The 18587-nt window shown below is 58.9% G+C and carries 17 protein-coding genes and 1 pseudogene; 7 read left to right on the top strand and 11 right to left on the bottom strand.

Annotation, left to right across the window (positions count from 1 at the left end; all coding sequences use genetic code 11):
- Positions 1-8: 8 nt before the first annotated feature.
- Positions 9-547, top strand: a pseudogene (gene trbF, locus D3Y57_RS03875) (conjugal transfer protein TrbF); the annotation flags it as partial.
- A gap of 348 nt (positions 548-895) precedes the next feature.
- Positions 896-1270, top strand: coding sequence for a hypothetical protein (locus D3Y57_RS03870; protein ID WP_205590032.1), 375 nt, complete (start codon positions 896-898; stop codon positions 1268-1270).
- Between the two features lie 187 nt (positions 1271-1457).
- Here D3Y57_RS03870 and D3Y57_RS03865 read toward each other — a convergent pair whose 3' ends face one another.
- Positions 1458-2876 carry a protein NO VEIN domain-containing protein gene (locus D3Y57_RS03865; protein ID WP_121151503.1) on the bottom strand — a complete coding sequence of 473 codons (1419 nt, stop codon included), beginning with the start codon at positions 2874-2876 and terminating at the stop codon, positions 1458-1460.
- Between the two features lie 188 nt (positions 2877-3064).
- Between D3Y57_RS03865 and D3Y57_RS03860 the strand changes: the two genes are divergently transcribed.
- Positions 3065-4408 (top strand): MvaI/BcnI family restriction endonuclease, encoded by a 1344-nt coding sequence (locus D3Y57_RS03860; protein ID WP_121151501.1) that lies wholly within the window; start codon positions 3065-3067, stop codon positions 4406-4408.
- Here D3Y57_RS03860 and D3Y57_RS03855 read toward each other — a convergent pair.
- From D3Y57_RS03855 to D3Y57_RS03845, 3 genes are all read right to left on the bottom strand, one after another.
- Complete coding sequence (locus tag D3Y57_RS03855; protein WP_205590052.1) at positions 4378-4857, bottom strand: very short patch repair endonuclease; 480 nt, start codon at positions 4855-4857, stop codon at positions 4378-4380. The two genes, D3Y57_RS03860 and D3Y57_RS03855, sit on opposite strands and share 31 nt — an antisense overlap.
- The gene (dcm, locus tag D3Y57_RS03850; protein ID WP_239025728.1) at positions 4850-5953 is read right to left on the bottom strand and encodes a DNA (cytosine-5-)-methyltransferase; all 1104 of its coding nucleotides are present in this window, start codon (positions 5951-5953) and stop codon (positions 4850-4852) included. The genes D3Y57_RS03855 and dcm overlap by 8 nt, the downstream gene beginning before the upstream one ends.
- A 749-nt stretch (positions 5954-6702) precedes the next feature.
- Entirely contained in the window at positions 6703-7401 is a 699-nt protein-coding gene (locus tag D3Y57_RS03845; protein WP_162986928.1) for a FadR/GntR family transcriptional regulator, read from the bottom strand.
- A gap of 323 nt (positions 7402-7724) precedes the next feature.
- Between D3Y57_RS03845 and D3Y57_RS03840 the strand changes: the two genes are divergently transcribed.
- The 4 genes from D3Y57_RS03840 (at position 7725) to D3Y57_RS03825 (ending at position 13189) form a co-directional block, all read left to right on the top strand.
- Positions 7725-9032 carry an MFS transporter gene (locus D3Y57_RS03840; protein WP_162986927.1) on the top strand — a complete coding sequence of 436 codons (1308 nt, stop codon included), beginning with the start codon at positions 7725-7727 and terminating at the stop codon, positions 9030-9032.
- On the top strand, positions 9022-10623 hold the full coding sequence (locus D3Y57_RS03835) for a class I adenylate-forming enzyme family protein (RefSeq protein WP_121151490.1): 1602 nt from the start codon (positions 9022-9024) through the stop codon (positions 10621-10623). Before D3Y57_RS03840 ends, D3Y57_RS03835 begins: the two co-directional genes overlap by 11 nt.
- 73 nt (positions 10624-10696) lie before the next feature.
- Positions 10697-12835, top strand: a complete 2139-nt coding sequence (locus D3Y57_RS03830; protein ID WP_121151487.1) for a TonB-dependent receptor — start codon at positions 10697-10699, stop codon at positions 12833-12835.
- 162 nt (positions 12836-12997) lie between these two features.
- Positions 12998-13189, top strand: a complete 192-nt coding sequence (locus tag D3Y57_RS03825; protein WP_121151485.1) for a hypothetical protein — start codon at positions 12998-13000, stop codon at positions 13187-13189.
- Positions 13190-13417: 228 nt separating this feature from the next.
- On the opposite strand, the gene D3Y57_RS03820 is transcribed toward D3Y57_RS03825, so the two are convergent.
- From D3Y57_RS03820 to D3Y57_RS03790, 7 genes are all read right to left on the bottom strand, one after another.
- Positions 13418-14053 (bottom strand): 3-oxoacid CoA-transferase subunit B, encoded by a 636-nt coding sequence (locus D3Y57_RS03820; protein ID WP_121151483.1) that lies wholly within the window; start codon positions 14051-14053, stop codon positions 13418-13420.
- Positions 14054-14064: 11 nt separating this feature from the next.
- Positions 14065-14700, bottom strand: a complete 636-nt coding sequence (locus tag D3Y57_RS03815; RefSeq protein WP_121152107.1) for a CoA transferase subunit A — start codon at positions 14698-14700, stop codon at positions 14065-14067.
- Positions 14701-14765: 65 nt separating this feature from the next.
- Positions 14766-16328 (bottom strand): IS66 family transposase, encoded by a 1563-nt coding sequence (gene tnpC, locus D3Y57_RS03810; RefSeq protein WP_121150510.1) that lies wholly within the window; start codon positions 16326-16328, stop codon positions 14766-14768.
- 68 nt (positions 16329-16396) lie between these two features.
- Positions 16397-16750, bottom strand: a complete 354-nt coding sequence (gene tnpB / locus D3Y57_RS03805) for an IS66 family insertion sequence element accessory protein TnpB (protein WP_121150512.1) — start codon at positions 16748-16750, stop codon at positions 16397-16399.
- The gene (locus D3Y57_RS03800) at positions 16747-17154 is read right to left on the bottom strand and encodes a transposase (protein WP_121150514.1); all 408 of its coding nucleotides are present in this window, start codon (positions 17152-17154) and stop codon (positions 16747-16749) included. The genes tnpB and D3Y57_RS03800 overlap by 4 nt, the downstream gene beginning before the upstream one ends.
- A gap of 205 nt (positions 17155-17359) precedes the next feature.
- Positions 17360-17821 (bottom strand): nuclear transport factor 2 family protein, encoded by a 462-nt coding sequence (locus D3Y57_RS03795; RefSeq protein WP_121151481.1) that lies wholly within the window; start codon positions 17819-17821, stop codon positions 17360-17362.
- Positions 17822-17840: 19 nt separating this feature from the next.
- On the bottom strand, positions 17841-18527 hold the full coding sequence (locus D3Y57_RS03790; RefSeq protein WP_162986926.1) for a GntR family transcriptional regulator: 687 nt from the start codon (positions 18525-18527) through the stop codon (positions 17841-17843).
- Between the last annotated feature and the right edge of the window lie 60 nt (positions 18528-18587).

Raw genomic sequence — 18587 nt, 5'->3', positions numbered from 1 at the left:
GACGAACGATGATCTTCAAGCGCGCTATCCAGCGATACGGACAACCCCCGAGCCCGAAACGCCCTATCAACGTGCCGGCCAGGTCTGGGATGAGCGGATCGGCTCCGCGCGCGCTCAGGCCCGCAACTGGCGGCTGATGGCTTTCGGATGCCTTGTGCTCACCGGCGGACTTTCCTCCGGTCTCGTCTGGCAATCGATGCAGAGCCGCGTCACGCCTTATATCGTAGAGGTCGACCGACTGGGTGAAGCCCGCGCCGTCACGCAAGCTGAAGCTGGCTATCACCCGACCGATCCGCAGATCGCATGGCATCTGTCACGCTTCGTCGCGAATGTCCGTGGCCGCTCGCTCGATCCTGTGCTGGTCCGGCAAAACTGGCTCGAGGCTTATGACTTCACCACCAAGCGCGGCAGCCAGTTCCTCGGCGACTATGCACGCAGTGCCAATCCTTTCGCCAGTATCGGCGAGCGGACCGTGTCAGTTCAGGTCACCAGCGTGGTGCGGGCGTCCGATCGCTCGTTCCAGGTCAAGTGGACAGAGAGCGCCTATCTGGCGTGACAACGGGCTATGGCGCAGGATCAATCACGCATTGGTGACAGGATCATTCCGTAATCAGGTTGCACTGCCCTATTCCGGCAAATTGCGTCCCACACATTGGAAGATCCAGCCCACGAAAACCTATCATGCGGCGGGCATGTTCCGACCGCGCAGACGACCCTGTTCCCGACAAACGACTATTACCGGTGCGACCGAACCCGAAGGCGCTGACCCCAACACTTATAACTACAATTGCCAAGTTGTAGATCAGTGGATGTCGTTGCGGCTTCGTTGATCGGCGCCTCAGATCCGGTCTCCGATCATGCAGCAGAGCAAAGCGGTGCTATCAGGCTTATGGTCATGACAAAGCTGGGACGAACTGGAAAAGAAGTGCGTCTCGTCGTAGGGCCATCATCCTCAGCTGGAACGCGCGAAGATGAGAATAATCGTGATCCGGCGCTCATCAAGCTCATCGTCAAAGCCCATGCAGCGCGGGCCGCGATCCTTGCCGCACCTCACAAATCTATCAACGAAATTGCTCAGACACAGGGCCACGACCGCGACTATTTCGGGGTGTTGCTGCGGCTGAGCTGGCTTGCACCGGATACCACCCAAGCCATACTGGAGGGACAGCAGCCGGCTGATCTCAATCGGCAGACGCTCGCTCGCATGGCCGGGACGCCTCTTTGCTGGAATGAGCAGGCACCCGACTGTGCTATGCCAGAAAGATTCTAGGCAAACGAACTAAAAAATCTATCGTGTACATCATCCAACTTTCAGATTTACTTGCCGTTAGCGCTTGGTGGGGATGATTGCTGTTGGAATGTTAAGAACGGGCAGATATCAGGTTAAGCGCAACAGATTTCTGACTTTTCTTGAGGCTCTTAAAAGATGACTTGCCTTTGCTAAGCGCGGTGCGGCGCTACTTGCAGGTCAGCATCGCGCCAACCCTCTCGGCTACCTGCAGCTCGCGTCCGTCTTCGGTCAGCCATGTTTCACTGGCCTTCCAGGTGAAGATCGACGGCACTGGTGCTGCGGGCTCTTCGGCTAGCGCATTATTGACGACGTAGACTACGTACCTCGTGCAGTACTCCGGTGAGCACATCTTCTCATACTCGTTCGGCGTGAGTTCGCAGGTGAGGCCAGCGTTAAGCAGGCCCTTGACTTCGACGAGCCACTCGACGTCGCCACTGCGGACCTCGAGGTCCCACCCACGGCCGTAGGGCTCGACGCTCTCGACACTTCCCTTCCCGTACTTCGTCTCGTAGTAATTCCAAGCGTGCCGGACCGCAGCTTTTTCGACCTTGCGCCTCAACTCTGGGTCGGTATTGCGAGGCGGCAGCTTCCCTTTGGTCGGCTCGCCGTGCTTCTTGGCATCGTCCCAGCCGTTCACATATGCCCACACGCGCCTGTCCACGTCAGGCGCGCCGTACCAGGTCGGTTTCTGGCCGAAGCCCTCACCGGGCGCCGTCCTGCTGCTCGACACCTGAAAACTTCGCACGCCTATCGGCACGAGAATCGCGTCTTCCTTCGACGCCATGACCGAGTACTCGGACTCCATGTCATTTAAGTAAAACGGCCCAAGCCTCGCTTCGCGGTAAACGGTCGCGCTCCGGTACCAGCCCACCACCAGTGTCTTGCCGGACCCGGGCTCGCGGGCCAACCACACGGCCAATACCCCCTCGATTGCATCTTCGCCCGGCTTCGCGCCGAGCCGATCGATGTTCACTTTGTCTCGCTTGCCGGGCGGGCGATACCCTTGGAGCTCACCATTTTTAGTGGGCAAAAAGTTGAAGCTTTCGAGGCCATGCTTATTATCGGCCAACCACCCGTGCCCGCCGATGGTAGGGTCATCGGCGCTGGCACCTGCGTAGTGCTTCATCCAGCCGATGTTGAAGTAGATGATCGACGGCATTGAGGTCGATTTCCGAAGAACGGCCAGGATTTCATTTTCTGACGCTTCCGGCACCTCTACGAGGACGCGCTTGGTCTGGTTACCGTGGCCGCTGACCCCGGGCTCGCGACCGAACGCAGCCACCCTTTTCCCTATCATGGCGACCAGCTCCTCCACCGGTCGGCGTAATTCATCCGCTTTAACCAAGACCCTCTCTGCCTCTGCCACCTTATGTGCCTCGCGGCTGTCAACGAGCACGCGTGCCGGGTTTAGCTTGCTGGCTAGCAGCCGTGAGAGAATGACGACGAGCGCCTCGCGGTAATCGGGATTACGGAGGTTCGGCTTGCCAAAGGCGCCGCCCCGGCTGTGCAGTACGACCTTCCCGTCCTCGACCTCAACTTTCGCGTCGAGCTTCTTGCCGGATTCACCGGTAACGCTTGTCAGCATGAATCCCCCGAGCCTGCCCTACACGCCTCGTCCCGAGATGCCTGCGGCGCGATGCATCGTGCCCGACCTGTACCGTATTGCCAAGCACGTTACCGCGGATACGGCTTTTTCGAATGTCTGGGGCAACCCCCAGTGGTCCGTCCTTTTCAAGGGTATCCAATAACCTTCCACTGCAATAACGCCCGCAGATGCTAGGCATCGAAACCCTTGAACAGCTTCGGACATTGTTCCGGGGCCAGGGCGTCCGCACCGCTTACCTGAAACATCTTTCAGAAAAGCAGGACAACAGCAAAAACCAGATCTACCTCGGCAGCGGCCTCGACGGCGTCACCAACCTTTTCCCTGCAACAGTCCATGTCCGCTCGGCGAGCGAAAGCCTGACCAAACGCCGTTCGAGTTCAGGCACACCGAAGCTCGAGGCCCGGCTGGATTTCGCCTGGCTTGGCGCGAACGGTCAGCGCCATGATGCGCCGAACACCCGGATCATCGACTATTTCCAGTATCCCGAAGTCCGGATGTCGGGTTTCCTGAAGGGCTGCGACGACGCGCCTCGATCGCTGCGCCGTGAAGAGCAGGCTGAGTACGGCAAGCGCATCCTTGTCATGGGCACGGCGAGCGACGGCAAGGTCGTCGGCGTCGTTCTGACCGAACGCGACGACCCGCTCGTCGCTGTGTTTCCGGATCTGCCGGTTGCCAGCACCGGCGGTGTCCTGCGCGTCCTCAACATTGATGACGATGCCGGGACGCCACCTGCCGAACTGCTGCGCGCCGAGATCACCGCGATCACGCGCGGTGGCTGGCACGCCTCGGTCATCAACCGCGGCGGTGTCATTACCCCCTTTGTGGGAGCACAGGGTGGCGGCTATACGCTGGAAGCACTGCTTGGTGTTGCCGCCAACGGCAGGAAGGCTCCCGACCGGCACGGGTTCGAGATCAAGAGTTTCAGCGGCAGCCGCATCAGTCTGATGACACCGACACCCGATGGCGGATATCAGGGTGACAACAGTTTCCGCGATTTCATGGCCCGCTATGGCCATGCCGGTGTGAAGGATGACGGATCGCTGCGCTTTACCGGACTTCACCGCTGTGGGATCGTCAATGCCCGGACGGGCCTTGGCATGCGACTTACAGGCTTTGACCGCGAGACTGGCACCTTCACCGATGCTGCTGCCGTCCGCGTTGAGCTGTGGAACGCTGAGACCGGCGACATTGCAGCCTCATGGTCGCTCGAGAAGATGGCCAACTGCTGGAATGCCAAGCACGCCAATGCGCTCTACATCCCGTTTCGTGACCGGGTCGGTGAAAATGGTCTGAAGGAATATCAGTACACCCCGCGCTGGCTGACCGGAAAGGGCACCGATGTCTGGCGGCTGCTGCGTGCGATCGACACCGGCATGGTCTTCTATGATCCTGCCGACACCATCTATGCCGACGGCAGACCCAAGGTCCGCTCGCAGTGGCGGATCAATGTCAGCGACCTGCCTGCTGCCATGTCGCTGCTTTATGCGTCGTCCGAGATCGTCACCGTCTGAGGATGGCCAATGCTGGCGGTTGCAACGTCGCTCTCCAGAAACGCCACGCACTGCTGCAGGACATCATCGACCGGTTGCCGCTCTCTGCCCTTCAGCGCGCATTCCCAGACATCGAGCACGCGCCAGCCGACAGCGGCGAGCGCCGCCCTCACCTTCTGATCCCGGACGATGTTGCCGCCGATCTTGGTCCGCCAGAAGTCTGCGCGGGTCTTCGGCCACTTAAACAGATGGCAGGCATGGCCATGCCAGAAACAGCCGTTGACGAATATCACCGTCCTCCTCCCCGGAAACACCAGATCGGGCTTCCCGGGCAGGCTGCGGCTGTGGAGGCGGTAGCGCAGGCCCATTGCATGGAGACCGCGGCGCAGGACCAGCTCCGGTTTCGTGTTGGTGCCGCGGATCGCCGCCATATTGCGGCGGCGCGCATCGCTGATGGCGGCTTCAGCCAACCCGGACGCGCCGCACCGCAGACTTCTCCGCTGCCCGGTCCATGGCCAGCATGCGGGTGATGGCGGGCTCCATGTAACGGGCAATGGTTTCGACGACCGGCACCACCACCGCATTGCCGAACTGACGGTAGGCCTGCGTGTCGGACACAGCCGATGTATCCCACGTCCGATCTCCGTGCTCAAAGCCCATCAGCCGGGCACACTCGGTCGGGGTCAGCCGGCGCGGCCGTGTACCCTTTTGCTCGATCAGGATTTCAGAGCCGTCCTTGTGATACCGCGCTGACAGTGTCCGGGCGACATCATTGTCCCCGAACATGCTGAACCCAAAGCCGTTGCCCGCCGCCTCATGCTTCAGCCGGTACCCCTGCAGATATTTCCAGAGGTTTTCGGTCAGCGTGTATTTGGCATCGATCTCATTGTGCGACTGGAAGATCGAGCCGAGCTTTGGCCATTCGGCCTCGGGCGGGATCATCCGGTCGAAATCGTCGAAGCTGAACCCGACCTCCTCGCGGAAGCCTGCGATGAATACGCGTTCGCGCTTCTGCGGCACCCAGGGAGCGGCGCTGATCACGCGGAAGCTGATCTTATAGCCAAGGTCATCCTCGAGGGTCCGCCGGATTACCTCGAAGGTGCGCCCCTGATCGTGGCGCTTCAGATGTTTCACATTCTCGAGCAGGAAGGCCGAGGGCTGATGATGGCGGATGATGCGCTCGATATCGAAAAACAGATTGCCCTGCTTTACATCCTCGAACCCGTGCTTGCGGCCGAGCGAGTTCTTTTTGGACACGCCGGCCAGCGAGAACGGCTGACAGGGAAAGCCCGCCAGCAGCACATCATGTTTCGGGATCAGTGAGGGATCAGCACCATAGGGACCGATGTCGCCGACCATGACATGGTCCTCAGTTTCAGCGAAGTTGCGCCGGTAGGTTGCCTGCGACCATTTGTCCCATTCGCTGGTGAAAACGCATTTGCCGCCGATCGCCTCGAATCCCAGCCGCAATCCTCCGATTCCGGCGAACAGGTCGATGAAGCTGAAGGCCTCAGCTGCATTCGGGACGGGCGTTTTCCCGGCGCGGCTAAGCGTGATGTCGCGCACTTTATCGCGCACCAGCTTTGGCGGTGGCGTGCTCCCCGAAAGATAACGCTTGATGTGGCGGCCGGATAATCCGAGTTCGGTTTCAGCCTCAGCGATGGTCAGACCCGACCGGCGAAATTCTGTATCGAAATCGCTGCTCTGGCCCGACACTGCATTCCCCTGAACTCACCCGTCACACACTGCACTGGGTTACTTCCGGACACGATGGCATAAAGTTTCCCAGAGAGCAAGTTTGTTTCTGGTATGTTCTACGTGGGCGCCAACAGATGACCCACATCGTCGCGCGAGTTCACAGGGCGAGATCATCAGTTCGCCCGTCGTCGAGCGGGACACCGCGGCAGATGTTGCAGGAGAGTCGCGCGCATATCGCTCATCCACCTCGGTTGATGTTTTTGGCTGCCCGCGGATGAGCCACATGCACAATTTTGCCGGAACGAGAGTGCTTTTCTGGAAGCGCATCGCGCGTTTTGCAGACTGGGCAGCCTATCTCAGGACCAACCGGATTTGATGTCGATTATATACAAGGTTCGGGAATTGCAGCGTGTTCTGCAGCGACGCAATCAGTTGATGCCGGACTATTGCCATAATTCATTGCGAGCGGCCGTTGATGGGTGTTTGTGCAGGCACAGCTATCAGTCGTTCAAACCTGAAACCTGCCGCTTAGGAAATGGCCACACCCGGCCATTCGTTCGGCGACGAGGGCTAAGTCTTTCCGATAACGCGCGCTATAACTGGCCAGACCGCATCGCCTAAAACACGACGTTGACCAAAGCATGGCGATCCTGGTCTCTCAGCCAGTATTCGTTCGCGTTTTCGACATGGCGACGCCAGTGTGCCTCCGCTTCGTCCACCTGACCATCTTCAATAAACTGGATCAGCTTGGCGATGGATTTGATTCCTCCCAGCCGAAACGAAAGCTTCTCCTTCTCGGTCATGATCGCGCCATAACGTTTCGCATCGTCACGCTGCTGGTGACGCTCAAGCGTGCTGGCGATCAGATCACCTACAAGAATCATGACCTTATTGCCCGTCAGGCTCACCAGTAGATGATGAAAGCGCGCCAGCGCGACCCCATGCTCCGATACGGAGCCTGCAGCGAGGGTTTGTTTCAGGACGGCATAATGCCCCCGAAGTTCGGCGATATCGCGTCGATCAGAGCGTTTCGCAAGCAGGCGCGCGGCGAATGGTTCAAATCCAATTTGCGCTTCATAAAGGTCAGCGATGGTCGCGCCCGTTGCCTGAAGTGTCTGACCGGCCATGCGGGTCGCCGCATCAGTCGATACCTGAAGCACCTGTACGCCCCGACGCGATCCTTGTCGCACACTGATCAGTTGCTCGTTTTCCAGCAGCCGGAGCGCCTCGCGCATGGTCGGTCGTGACACGTTGAATCTGCGCATCAGGGAAACGGTTGGCTGCAGAAACTCGCCCTTGACGACTTCGCCTGTCAAAATAAGTCGCCTCAGCTCACCGGCAATTTCCTCCGACGCCCGTGGCTTTGGGGGCCTTTCCTCCTTCTGCTCCGAAGTTTGTAGCAAACCAGCGCTCAAATCTGTTCTCCATACGGACCACGCATAACATTATTCTTTCTCGACTGCGCTGTCATGCAGTCTCGCATGAGCCAGGGCGATAATCGTTAGACAAGACGCATCAACATGTTAAACAAGATGCGCAAGAGGTCCTCCGGCTATAGCGCTGCTGAGACAGGACCGCGCCATAGGAGAGTGCCATTGTATCTTATCACGCAGACGGCGCGATGGTCTTGAGTGCCATCATGAAGCCACAAACGGCCGCTGCCGCCAGTCGCGGGGTAGCCTGGCGGGCGGTGGCCGTTCTTTTGCTGTTTTATGCGCTTGCGATGGTCGATCGGCAGGTTCTGTTCCTTCTGGTCGGCCCGATCCGCAAGGATCTTGGCGCCACCGATTTCCAGGTGGGGCTGCTGCAGGGCCTGTCTTTCGCGGTTTCCTTCTGCCTGTTCGGGCTTCCCTTCGGCTACGCGGTCGATCGTGTGTCGAGGCGGCTGGTGGTATTCGTCGGCGTTATGGTCTGGGCGGCGGCGACCACTGCAAGTGGATTTGCGTCGAGCTATGGCGAACTTTTCGCGGCCCGGATCCTCGTCGGTGCCGGGGAAGCGGCCCTTGGCCCCGCAGCCTTCTCGATGCTGAGCGACCTGTTTCCGCCGAAGAAGCTTACATTTGCGCTGTCCATTTATTCGATGGGGTCACTGGTCGGCAACGCGCTTGCCTTTGCACTTAGCGGATGGGTGATCGGACTCACGCAGGCGGCTGAGACCGCCCTTTTTGGTTTGCGCAGCTGGCAGGCCGTATTTCTGATCGTGGGAACGCCGGGACTGCTAATCGCCTTCTGCATCTTTCTGGTGCCCGAGCCGACGCGACGCGGTCATCGTGGCATCCAGGCAAGCTGGCCCGACTTGTTCGCATTCATCCGGCTTCGGCGGCGTTTCTTCATCTGTCATCTTGGCGGCTTCAGCTGCATGATGACGATTGCTTATGCGAACCTCGCCTGGGGTCCGACGTTTCTGGTTCGGCATTTTGGCTGGAGCATTCCGCAGGTCGGCGCGACATTGTCGGTTTACAGCCTGCTATTGGGCATTTTCTGTTTTCTGTTCAGCGGCAAGATGGTCGAATGGCTTCAAAACCGGGGTTATGAAGACGCACATTTACGATACTATGCTGTGGGGAGTCTGATAACGACCCTCGCCGGCGCTTCCGCATTTCAGGCTCCCAATGCTGTTATTTATTTATGCATTGCGGCTTTCGGAGCTCTGTTTGTAAATCTTGCAGCCATTGCGCCTGCCGCCCTGCAAATCGTCACTCCCGGTGAACTGAGGGGCCGCGTTTCTGCGATTTACCTGCTTGTGACGGGTTTGATCGGCATGACCGCAGGTCCCGCGCTCGTTTCGGGAATAACGCAGTTCATTTTCGCGGACGACAATCGGGTCAACGACTCGTTGAGTATAACCTATTTGATTGTGGGACCACTGGCCTGCGTGTTTTTTGCATTCGGGTTACGGCCCATGCGGGAAGCGCGCGCTTTGAGAATGGCGGACGATGTCGCTTAACGCTTCTTCCAATTCCGGCAGGCAGACGTTGCTTGCGGCGCTTAACGGGTCGGCATCGATCCATGCCGCGGCTGAGCGTGCCGGTGCGCTGATGCCAAATGGCCTGCTCGTTATATCGCGGGCAACCGGCATCGAAGAAATTACACTTGGCTCTGTGATGAACCGGGCACCGTACGTGGCGGCTGGCATGGCCGCATTCGGCATCCGCCCCGGCGACGTCGTGGCGGTGCAATTACCTCAAGGCGCCGAGCTTGCCTTGTGCTTTGCCGCGGTGGCCCGCCTCGGAGCTATCCTGCTGACAATCACGCCCTCTTACGGACCCGACGAACTGGGCTTCGTGCTGCGGCAGTCGGGTGCCCGGCTTTTGATCACGCCCGAACATCTTCGACATAGCGAAAGTCGCGCGCGCGTAGCGGCAGCAGGCGCGTTGCCTGATCTGCTCGCGCACATCGTGGTGGAGGCGATCGGAGAATTCGGCTGGGAAGCGCTGGAACGTAGCGACCTGCCCATACCGTCGCCCGCCATCATCGACCGGGAAGACGACACGCTGCTTGTCTATACCTCCGGGACGACCGCCGCGCCAAAAGGCGTTCGCCATTCCCACCGATCAATACTGAACGAAATCGCGTCCATTCAGATCAGCCTTGGAAGCAGGGCGCACGGCGCTGTAGTCGCGCCTTGGCCATCTGGCCATATTGCGGGCGCGCTCGTCACCTATCGTTTCCTGCTGCTGGGCATGACGATGCTCTCTCTTGAGCACTGGGACGCGGAGCGAGCCGTCAGGCTCATCGAAAGTCATCGTGCCGTGCAGGGAACAGGCACGCCATTTCATTTGACGGGGTTGCTCGACGCCGCGGAGGCAACCGGATGCGACATCTCGTCGCTCCAGGATTTTCAGGTGGGTGCAGCACCCGTGCCCAGTCGGCTGGTAGAACGCTGTTCTGAAAAACATATTCGTACGTATCGGTCATATGGTTCGACCGAACACCCTACCTCGACTTACGGCTCCCCTCTCGACCCGCTTGAGAAACGGCTCACGACCGAAGGTCGCATCGTCGCAGGTGCCGAGCTTAGAACTGCCAATGATGCAGGCGTGCTGCTGGACGACGGAGCAGAAGGCGAGATCGTTACGCGAGGCCCGGATCGCTTTTCGGGCTATTGGGATGCGGGCCTGGATGCGGAAGCTTTTCTGCCCGACGGATGGTATCGGTCCGGCGACATCGGATTCGTGGATGCTGACGGCTATCTGGTCCTCACCGATCGCAAGAAGGACATCATCATCCGCGGCGGCGAGAACGTATCGTCCAAGGATGTCGAGAACCATCTCAGCTTCCATCCTTCAATAGCAGAGGTCGCGGTAATCGCGGCACCGGATGAGCGCATGGGCGAAGCTGTCGCCGCCGTCGTTGTGCTCCGGTCCGGCACGACCCTGGATTTACCGGATATTGCAGCCTGGTTCGCTTCGCGATCCGTGCCACGCTTCAAGACGCCGAGCATTCTGGTGATCGCTTCTGAGCTCCCGCGAAATTCAACCGGAAAGGTTCTGAAGCACGCCCTGCGCGACGCGCTGCGCTGCGCGGGAACGCCGTGAACGCCGTGAACGACTGAGACAGCAACACAAGGGATCTCACCGCGGCCAGCGCGGGGGAATTAGGGAGAAGAAAATGCTAAAAGTGAAAACGACCTTATTGGTCACGACGGCGCTTATGGTCACTTTGATCAGTGCGCCGCTCTCCGCGCAAACCGTGCAGACGCCGCCGATCCCGCAGGCCGACTCCACGCCTGAAGAAAGCGGTGCCGATATCATCGTGACGGCACAGCGTCGTGCCGAACGCCTCATCGACGTTCCCGTTTCGATTACTGCGATCAGCGGCGCAACACTGGAACGCGGCAACGCGACCGGCGTGTTCGATATTACCAAAACAGCGCCGGGCGTGGTCATCAATCGTAATGGCGGTTATCTGCAGCCAACCATCCGCGGCATCGGCACCAATGTGACCGGCGGTACAGCCGATCCAAACGTGGCCATCTATCTCGACGGAGTCTATCAGCCAAGCCAGACCGGTAATTTTTTCGATCTCGCCAATATTCAGTCTGTCGAAATCCTGAAGGGACCGCAGGGCACGCTCTTCGGTCGGAACGCCACCGGCGGCGCTATCCTCATAACGACAGCTGATCCTTCGTTCACACCATCGGGCCGCATGCTCGTCAGCTATGGTCGCTACAATGAAGCGCGGGGCTCGGCCTACCTCACCACAGGCTTGACCGACACGCTGGCGATTGATCTTTCCGCCTATTATCGCCGTTCCGATGGCTTCAAGCACGATGTGCGGACCGGCGATCTGCAGGCGAAACAGCATAGCCTCGATCTGCGCTCGAAATTACTGTTTCAGCCAACCGAAACCATCAAGTTCGTGCTCACCGCGTCGTACAACGACACTTCCGATCCAACCGGGCTCGCGTACAACGCCCTGAACGGCAACACACAGGGCCGACCGATTGCGGGGTCCGGCCCGATTGCCGAAGGGCGTACGCAACTCTCGCACAATCTGGCACCGGTCATCAGGTCAAAGGCGACGGCAATTTCGTTGCATGCCGATTTCGACCTCGGTTTTGCCACGCTGCGGTCTATCAGCGCCTATCGCGACGAAAAGACACATATCGAGGCCGATCTCGACGCCAGTTATGCCGCCGTCCAGCAGGCAATCTACGACCAGCCGCTGCGCACCCAGTCTCAGGAATTTACGCTGACCTCCCCCTCCACCGGGAAATTCAACTGGGTGACGGGATTGTTCTATTATCACGGGTTCGGCCATTATCCCGGCTACAACATCAATGGCGTTACGGCTCTGCGCGCTGCAGATACCATCGACGCCTATGCGGTGTTTGCAGACGGTACATATAAGATCGGGAAATTCTCGCTGATCGCGGGTCTCCGCTACAGCGACGAGAAGCGCAATCACAAGTACGGTGCGGGAACGGGTCCCTACACAGTCAACGCAAATGCAAGCTTTAACGACCTCACCCCTCGTGTCGGCCTACGCTATGCCATCACGGATCGCAGCAACCTTTACGCTACCTTCAGCAAGGGCTTCAAAAGCGGTTTGTTCAATGGCACTGCGGCGTCGACGGTCGCTGTCAAACCTGAAAAAGTCGATGCCTATGAGCTCGGTTACAAGGTTGCGTCGCGACTGATCGATTTCAATGCAGCCGGCTTTTACTATAATTACGATAACATCCAGGTCACCGCTTTCGACTTCACGACCGGCATCAGCCGCCTGTTCAACGCCGCCAAAGCCGAGATTTACGGGATTGATGCCGATGCCACCATTCGCCCCTCGCGCAATTTCGATCTTCGGGTCGCAGCGGGCTACACGCATGGCCGCTACACATCTTTCCCGGGCGCAATCGTTTTCACTCCAAAACCGGGTGGGAATGTCGGCAATATCACGCAGATCGTGGATGCCAGCGGATCTACAATGATCCGCGCACCCGCGATAACCGCCAGCGCCACGGCCAACTACCGCGTGGATATCGGCGAGCGTCAGATCGAATTCACAGCGACGCCCTACTACACGAGTAAGGTCAATTACACTTACGACGAGCGTATCCAGCAGCCCGGCTATTTCACACTGGACGCGAGTATTTCGTACGTACTGAACGCTGATTGCAGACTGTCATTGTGGGGGAAAAACCTGACCGACACGACGTACGCATCGTTCCGCAGTACGAGTTCGACACGCGACAGCATCGTCTATGCTACGCCACGAACATACGGTGTGTCGGCAAGCTATCGTTTCTGATTTTACCGGCGGTCGGGGGCTTTCATCCGACCGCCAATGAGTCTCGGCATCATCACCATGATCGAAAGGACCACTGTCGCCATATCCAAGAGTTTCCGCTAATGGCGGCAATCTGCTGCCCAAACCGAAAATCGGCTCGCTCCCTTTCGACCAAGGCTCGTCGTGTACGTAAGCCAGCAGCTCCAGTCGGCTGCTACCGAGCGAGACATCAGCGTCGCACTGACCAGTCCGACAACGGGCGTTATGATCGAAGACGGAGCATCGACTCTGCATCGGATTATGGCCTTTATCGCAGCAATCACGGTCGCCTGCAAACTGTCGTATGCAACAGTTGATCTGGACGATGACCGGTGACCTTATAACGAAAAGCAGGACACGAAACGCGCCCTATCCCGTTTTAAGACGCACACGTCCAGGAACTGCGAAATTAAGATGAGAGAAACAAGTTTTTGCGATGTTGGCGCGGAATAGCCGATCCGGCAGAGCGCTCTTAATTCTTGCTGTCCCGGCCGTCAAATTAAGCTCTTTTGACTTCAAGCAGATGCAATTCAACTTGGAGCTAAAGTGAGACGCCAGAAGTCATCAGTATTCAAAGCTAGCCTCAGTTAAAGCGCGCACCTGTTCGAGGGTAACATCTTGTGCAAGCCCAGTGAGTACGAAACGGCTCTTTCGATCCGCACGGCGAAAGACCGCGTGTGTCGTGATCACCATGTCTACCACATTGGTCCCTGTCAGCGGCAAGGTGCAGGCCCGCCTGAACTTCGGCGTTCCGATTTTGTCGACGTGGTCCATCAGCACGATGATGCGACGCACGCCAGCGACAAGATCCATCGCGCCGCCGGGCCCTTTTACCATTTTTCCGGGAACCATCCAGTTGGCGAGGTCGCCCGTTTCGGACACCTCCATCGCACCCAAAACCGATAGATCGATGTGCCCGCCGCGGATCATCCCGAAGCTATCGGCAGAGGACACGTAACTTGTGCGGCTCAGTTCGCTGATCGTCTGTTTGCCCGCGTTGATGATGTCGGCATCGACCAATTCGTCCGATGGAAAGGGCCCGAGTCCCAGCATACCGTTTTCCGACTGCAGTGTGACGTCGATGTCGGGCGCAATGTGATTTGCTACTAACGTTGGAATGCCGATGCCAAGATTAACGTAAAAGCCATCATGCAATTCAGCGGCGGCCAGTGCGGCCATTTCATTACGAGTCCACGGCATTTATCAAGTCCTCAGGAAATGGTGCGTTGCTCGATGCGCTTCTCGTTTTGTGTAGCAAGGATTAGCCGCTGAACAAAAATGCCAGGTGTATGGACGCCGTCAGGATCGATCGCACCAGCCTCGGCAAAAGCCTCGACCTCAGCAATTGTTACGCGGCCACAGGTGGCTGCCATTGGATTGAAGTTGCGTGCTGACTTTCGATAGACGAGGTTGCCGAACGGATCGCCACGCCATGCCTTAACGATTGCGAGATCTGCAACGAGTCCGGTTTCGAGAAGAAAGTCTTCGCCCTCGAACGCGCGCACTTCCTTGCCCTCGGCGATTGCGGTCCCGATTCCCGTGCGCGTGTAAAAGCCCGGAATGCCAGCGCCCCCGGCACGCATCCGTTCGGCCAATGTGCCCTGTGGATTAAATTCGATCTCAAGTTCGCCTGAAAGATACTGCCGTTCGAATTCCTTATTCTCGCCGACATAAGAAGAGATCATCTTCTTCACCTGGCGGGATCTCAACAACAAACCGAGCCCAAAATCGTCCACTCCCGCATTGTTCGAGATCAGCGTGAGATTCTTAACACCGCTCGCGACGATGCCTCCGATCAGCGTCTCCGGAATCCCGCATAGGCCAAAGCCGCCGGCTGCTATCGTCATGCCGTCGAACAGCAACCCGTCAAGCGCTGCGATGGTAAGCGCTAAATCATCCCCACGGGGTTTGGTTATGCGGCTTGCGCGGTGACGTTAGGCAGGTTCGCGGTGCGGCTGTCGGTCCAGTTATACGGCAGCAGATCATCGATGGGGTCGCCGTCGCTGCGGTGGATGATGCGGCCAAGAACGTCAGTCAGATAGGCTTGCGGATCGATGGCGTTGAGCTTGCAGGTTTCCACGAGGCTGGCGATGATGGCCCAGTTTTCGGCACCGAGGTCGTGCCCAGCAAAAAGCGCATTTTTTCTCTGCAGAGCTATCGGTCGCATCGAACGCTCGACGGTATTGTTGTCGAGCTCGATGCGACCGTCGTCGAGGAAGCGATTGAGGCCATTCCAGTGATTGAGCGCATAGCCGATTGCGCCTGCCGTTCCGGAGCCTCTTGGTAGCCTGGGCAGCATGTCTTTCATCCAGAGCTTCATCGCCGTGACCAGAGGTGCGGATTCAGCCCGACGGATTGCGCGGCGATGCTCGTGGTCTGATCCCCGGATTTTGGCCTCGATGGCGTACAGACGGGCGATCTGGCGCAGCGCCTCATCGGCCACCGGTGCGTTGCCGCCTTTTGTCGCGTCGAAGAAGCCGCGCCGCACGTGCGCCCAACAAAAGGCGAGCTTTCCCGCGCCACCGGCACGATCGGAGGCCTCGATATGCTTATAAGCCCCATAACCGTCGCACTGGACGATGCCGTGATAGCTGCCGAGCAACTGCGCGGCCCAGACTTTGCCGCGCCCCGGCATGTAGCTGTAGACCACGGCCGGCGGATCGGTCCCGCCATGAGCACGGTCGTCGCGGGCGATCGCCCATAAATAGCCGGTCTTTGTCTTGCCCGTGCCCGGTGCCAGCACCCGCGCAGTGGTCTCATCGACAAAGAGCCGGTCGCCCGACAGCAGTTCAGCCTTCATGCGCCGGGTGATCCGCCCGAGCCACGCGGCACTACGCCCCGACCAGTTGCACATCGTACCGCGATCGATCTGGATGCCCTGGCGACGCAGTGCCTGTGCCTGCCGGTAAAACGGACCATGGTCGGCGTATTTCCTGACGATCACGTCGGCGAGCAGCGCCTCGGTTGGAAGGCCGCCCGGCACGACATGCTTTGGTGCAGGGGCCTGGAACACGCCGTCGCTGCATGTGCGGCACGCCATCTTCGGACGCACCGTTACGATCACCCGATACCGGACGGGGATGACATCGAGCCGACTGGCGACATCCTCATCAATACAGTGCAGCGCACCGCCGCAGCACGGACATTCGGTTTCAACCGGCATGATTACTTCGCGGATCCGGGGCAGATGTGCTGGCAGCGAAGCACGTTCGGTCGTTTCCTTGCGCTTCTTCTCGGCCTTCGGCCCGACCGGCGACTGCTCGGCGAGCGCCAGCAACTCGGCCTGCGCAACTTCGATGTCCTCGAGCGCCAGTGCCAGTTGATCGGCGCTGAGCTTTTCAGAGCGTTTGCCGAACGTTGCCCGCTTCAGCTGATCGAGCAGATGCTGCATCCGCGCCTCGCGTTCGAGCCCCGCGATCACCATCGCCTTGAGGACCACGACATCGTCGGGAAGGTCGGCTTCGCTCGCAGACATGGACTATTTCTGGCATGTTTTTCCGGCGTCGCAACCGTCATTTCGACGAGCAGATTCAGGCGTGCGACCTACTGCGCAACCTGCGGTTTCTGCACCCGGACCTCATGCATTCGGGTCCATTGCAGACCCTCGAACAACGCCGATGCCTGGCTTGGCGTCAGCCGCATCACGCCGTCGCCAGCTCGCGGCCAGCAGAAGCCGCCGGTCTGGAGAACCTTGCTCACCAGCACCAGGCCCGTGCCGTCCCAGACCAGCAGCTTGATCCGGTTCGCGCGCTTCGACCGGAAGATATATGCCACGCCCGAGAACGGCTTGAGGCCAAGCTCATTCTCGACGAGCGCTGCAAGGCTGACGGCTCCCTTCCTGAAGTCGACCGGCTTGGTCGCAACCATCACCTTGAGTGGTCCCGGTGGGAGGATCACGTCATCTGCCTCATCGCAGTAAGAACGCGCTCGATATGCGCGACCGTGACATTATCAGGAACGTGGATCGTCATCGTCCCCGCATGGATGATAACCTCTGCGACGGTTGATACGGACGACAGCGGCGGGCCGGGCTCGTCAACAACCACCGGCACAAACGCCATCTCACGCGCCTTCAACACTGTGTGCCGCCACGCATAAAGCTGCTGGGGTAAAAGGTCGTTGGCGCGCGCGATCGCCGCGATATTGGCACCAGCGACAAAACTCTCCTCGACGATCCGCGCCTTGGCGTCGGGTGCCCACATCCGGCGTGCCGCACCCGCCGGGATCACGTCCATCCGTTGAGGACGGCGGCCACCCTTGCTTTCGAAAGTCGTTTCGAATGTTGTTTCGATACCTGACACCAAGCTTCCCCTCACATGAGGAGGCTAAGCATACTCAGATCACGGATCGCCGATATGTGGGGGAGATTTGGCGCTTACCTGCGATCGCGTCAGAATAGGATTTGTTCGCCACGTCTGCTCCTCATTGACTGATGCCACGCCCGGAATGTTTTATGAGTGGATGACAACGTTAACGATGATCGAAAACGAGATGCAGGTCCGCATCTCAGATGACACTCGTCGGCGCGGGCTGGGTGGAAGCCCTGAGTCGCGAAAGCCGAAACGACTGGATCAGCCAACGGTCTGTAATCTTGCGATATTCATCGCGATAATGGCCAGAGCCGCGCAACCCTCCAAGCCCGAGCGTACCGGCAGAAGCATCTGCCCAGAAAATACGGTCAACCATTGCCCAGATGCCGCGTGCGCTCGTCGGCGACGTCATCTCAATCTCTTCCATATGGCCATGATGGATGCTCACGCCGCCGCGCAGCGCTCCTGAGATAAACGCGATACCATCCCGCGCGTTGACCGGTGCATCCTGACTTTCGGGAAAGAACATGGTTGCATCGGTGGTAAAGAGCGCCGCCAGACCGATCCAGTCCTGCGTATCGACGCAGCGAAAGTACCGCGCCTTCAATCGCCTGATTTCCTCGATTTCCCAAAGCCGCGATGCGGCGCTCGATTCCATGCGCGATATACCTCTTAAATTATGTGCCAGACGGTGATTCGCGAAAACTGTCCTCAAGCCGCTTTTCAGTCGCCGAAATGTGTTTCTTCATTGCGGAACGCGCCTTGCGTGGGTTGCGCGCAATAATCGCCTCGATGATTTCCTCATGCTCAGCGTGTGCGATCTTCAGGTTCGGCGCGAACACTCTGTCCTTGAAACAGGCGATGTAGAAATCCGAGCGATCGCCAAGGCTCTCGACGATTTCGGCGACGGAGGCAGAATGTGCGGCGCGGCGCATTTCCGAATGCAACTGACGATTTAGCGACCGATACATATCCGCACGACCACCCACCTCCTCTGGTTGGTCGGCCAGTGCGCCTATTTGTGCCGAGATCAGCCGCATCGTGAGCAGCACGTTGGGTTCTGCGCGCTCTGCCGCAAGCTCGGCGATGATCGCCTCGCCCTCGGCAAACAGTCGAAAAAAGTCCCGGATCTCGTTGACATCAGGGCGTCGGGGACGGCAACCGACCTGCGGCACGATCTCGACGAAACCCTCCGTCGACAATCTGCGCAATGCATCCATTACCGGTTGACGGCTCATATCGAGTTGCGTGGCGATATCGTCAATCTGGAACCATTCGCGGTCGGTGACGGTCCCAGTAACGAGCATTTCTTTCAGATGGTCATAGGCCCGTTCACTGAGGCCACCCCTGCGCGAATTTTTCAAGGCGGCGCTCCTCCGGTCCCGGCCCGTCGACACAGGCTCGCCGGCGCCAGGATGTTGATC

The organism is Sphingomonas paeninsulae, assembly GCF_003660165.1.
Taxonomy (GTDB): Bacteria; Pseudomonadota; Alphaproteobacteria; order Sphingomonadales; family Sphingomonadaceae; genus Sphingomonas_O; species Sphingomonas_O paeninsulae.
Note: the sequence above shows the minus strand (reverse complement) of the source record. Positions and strands in the feature narration are given on the sequence as shown.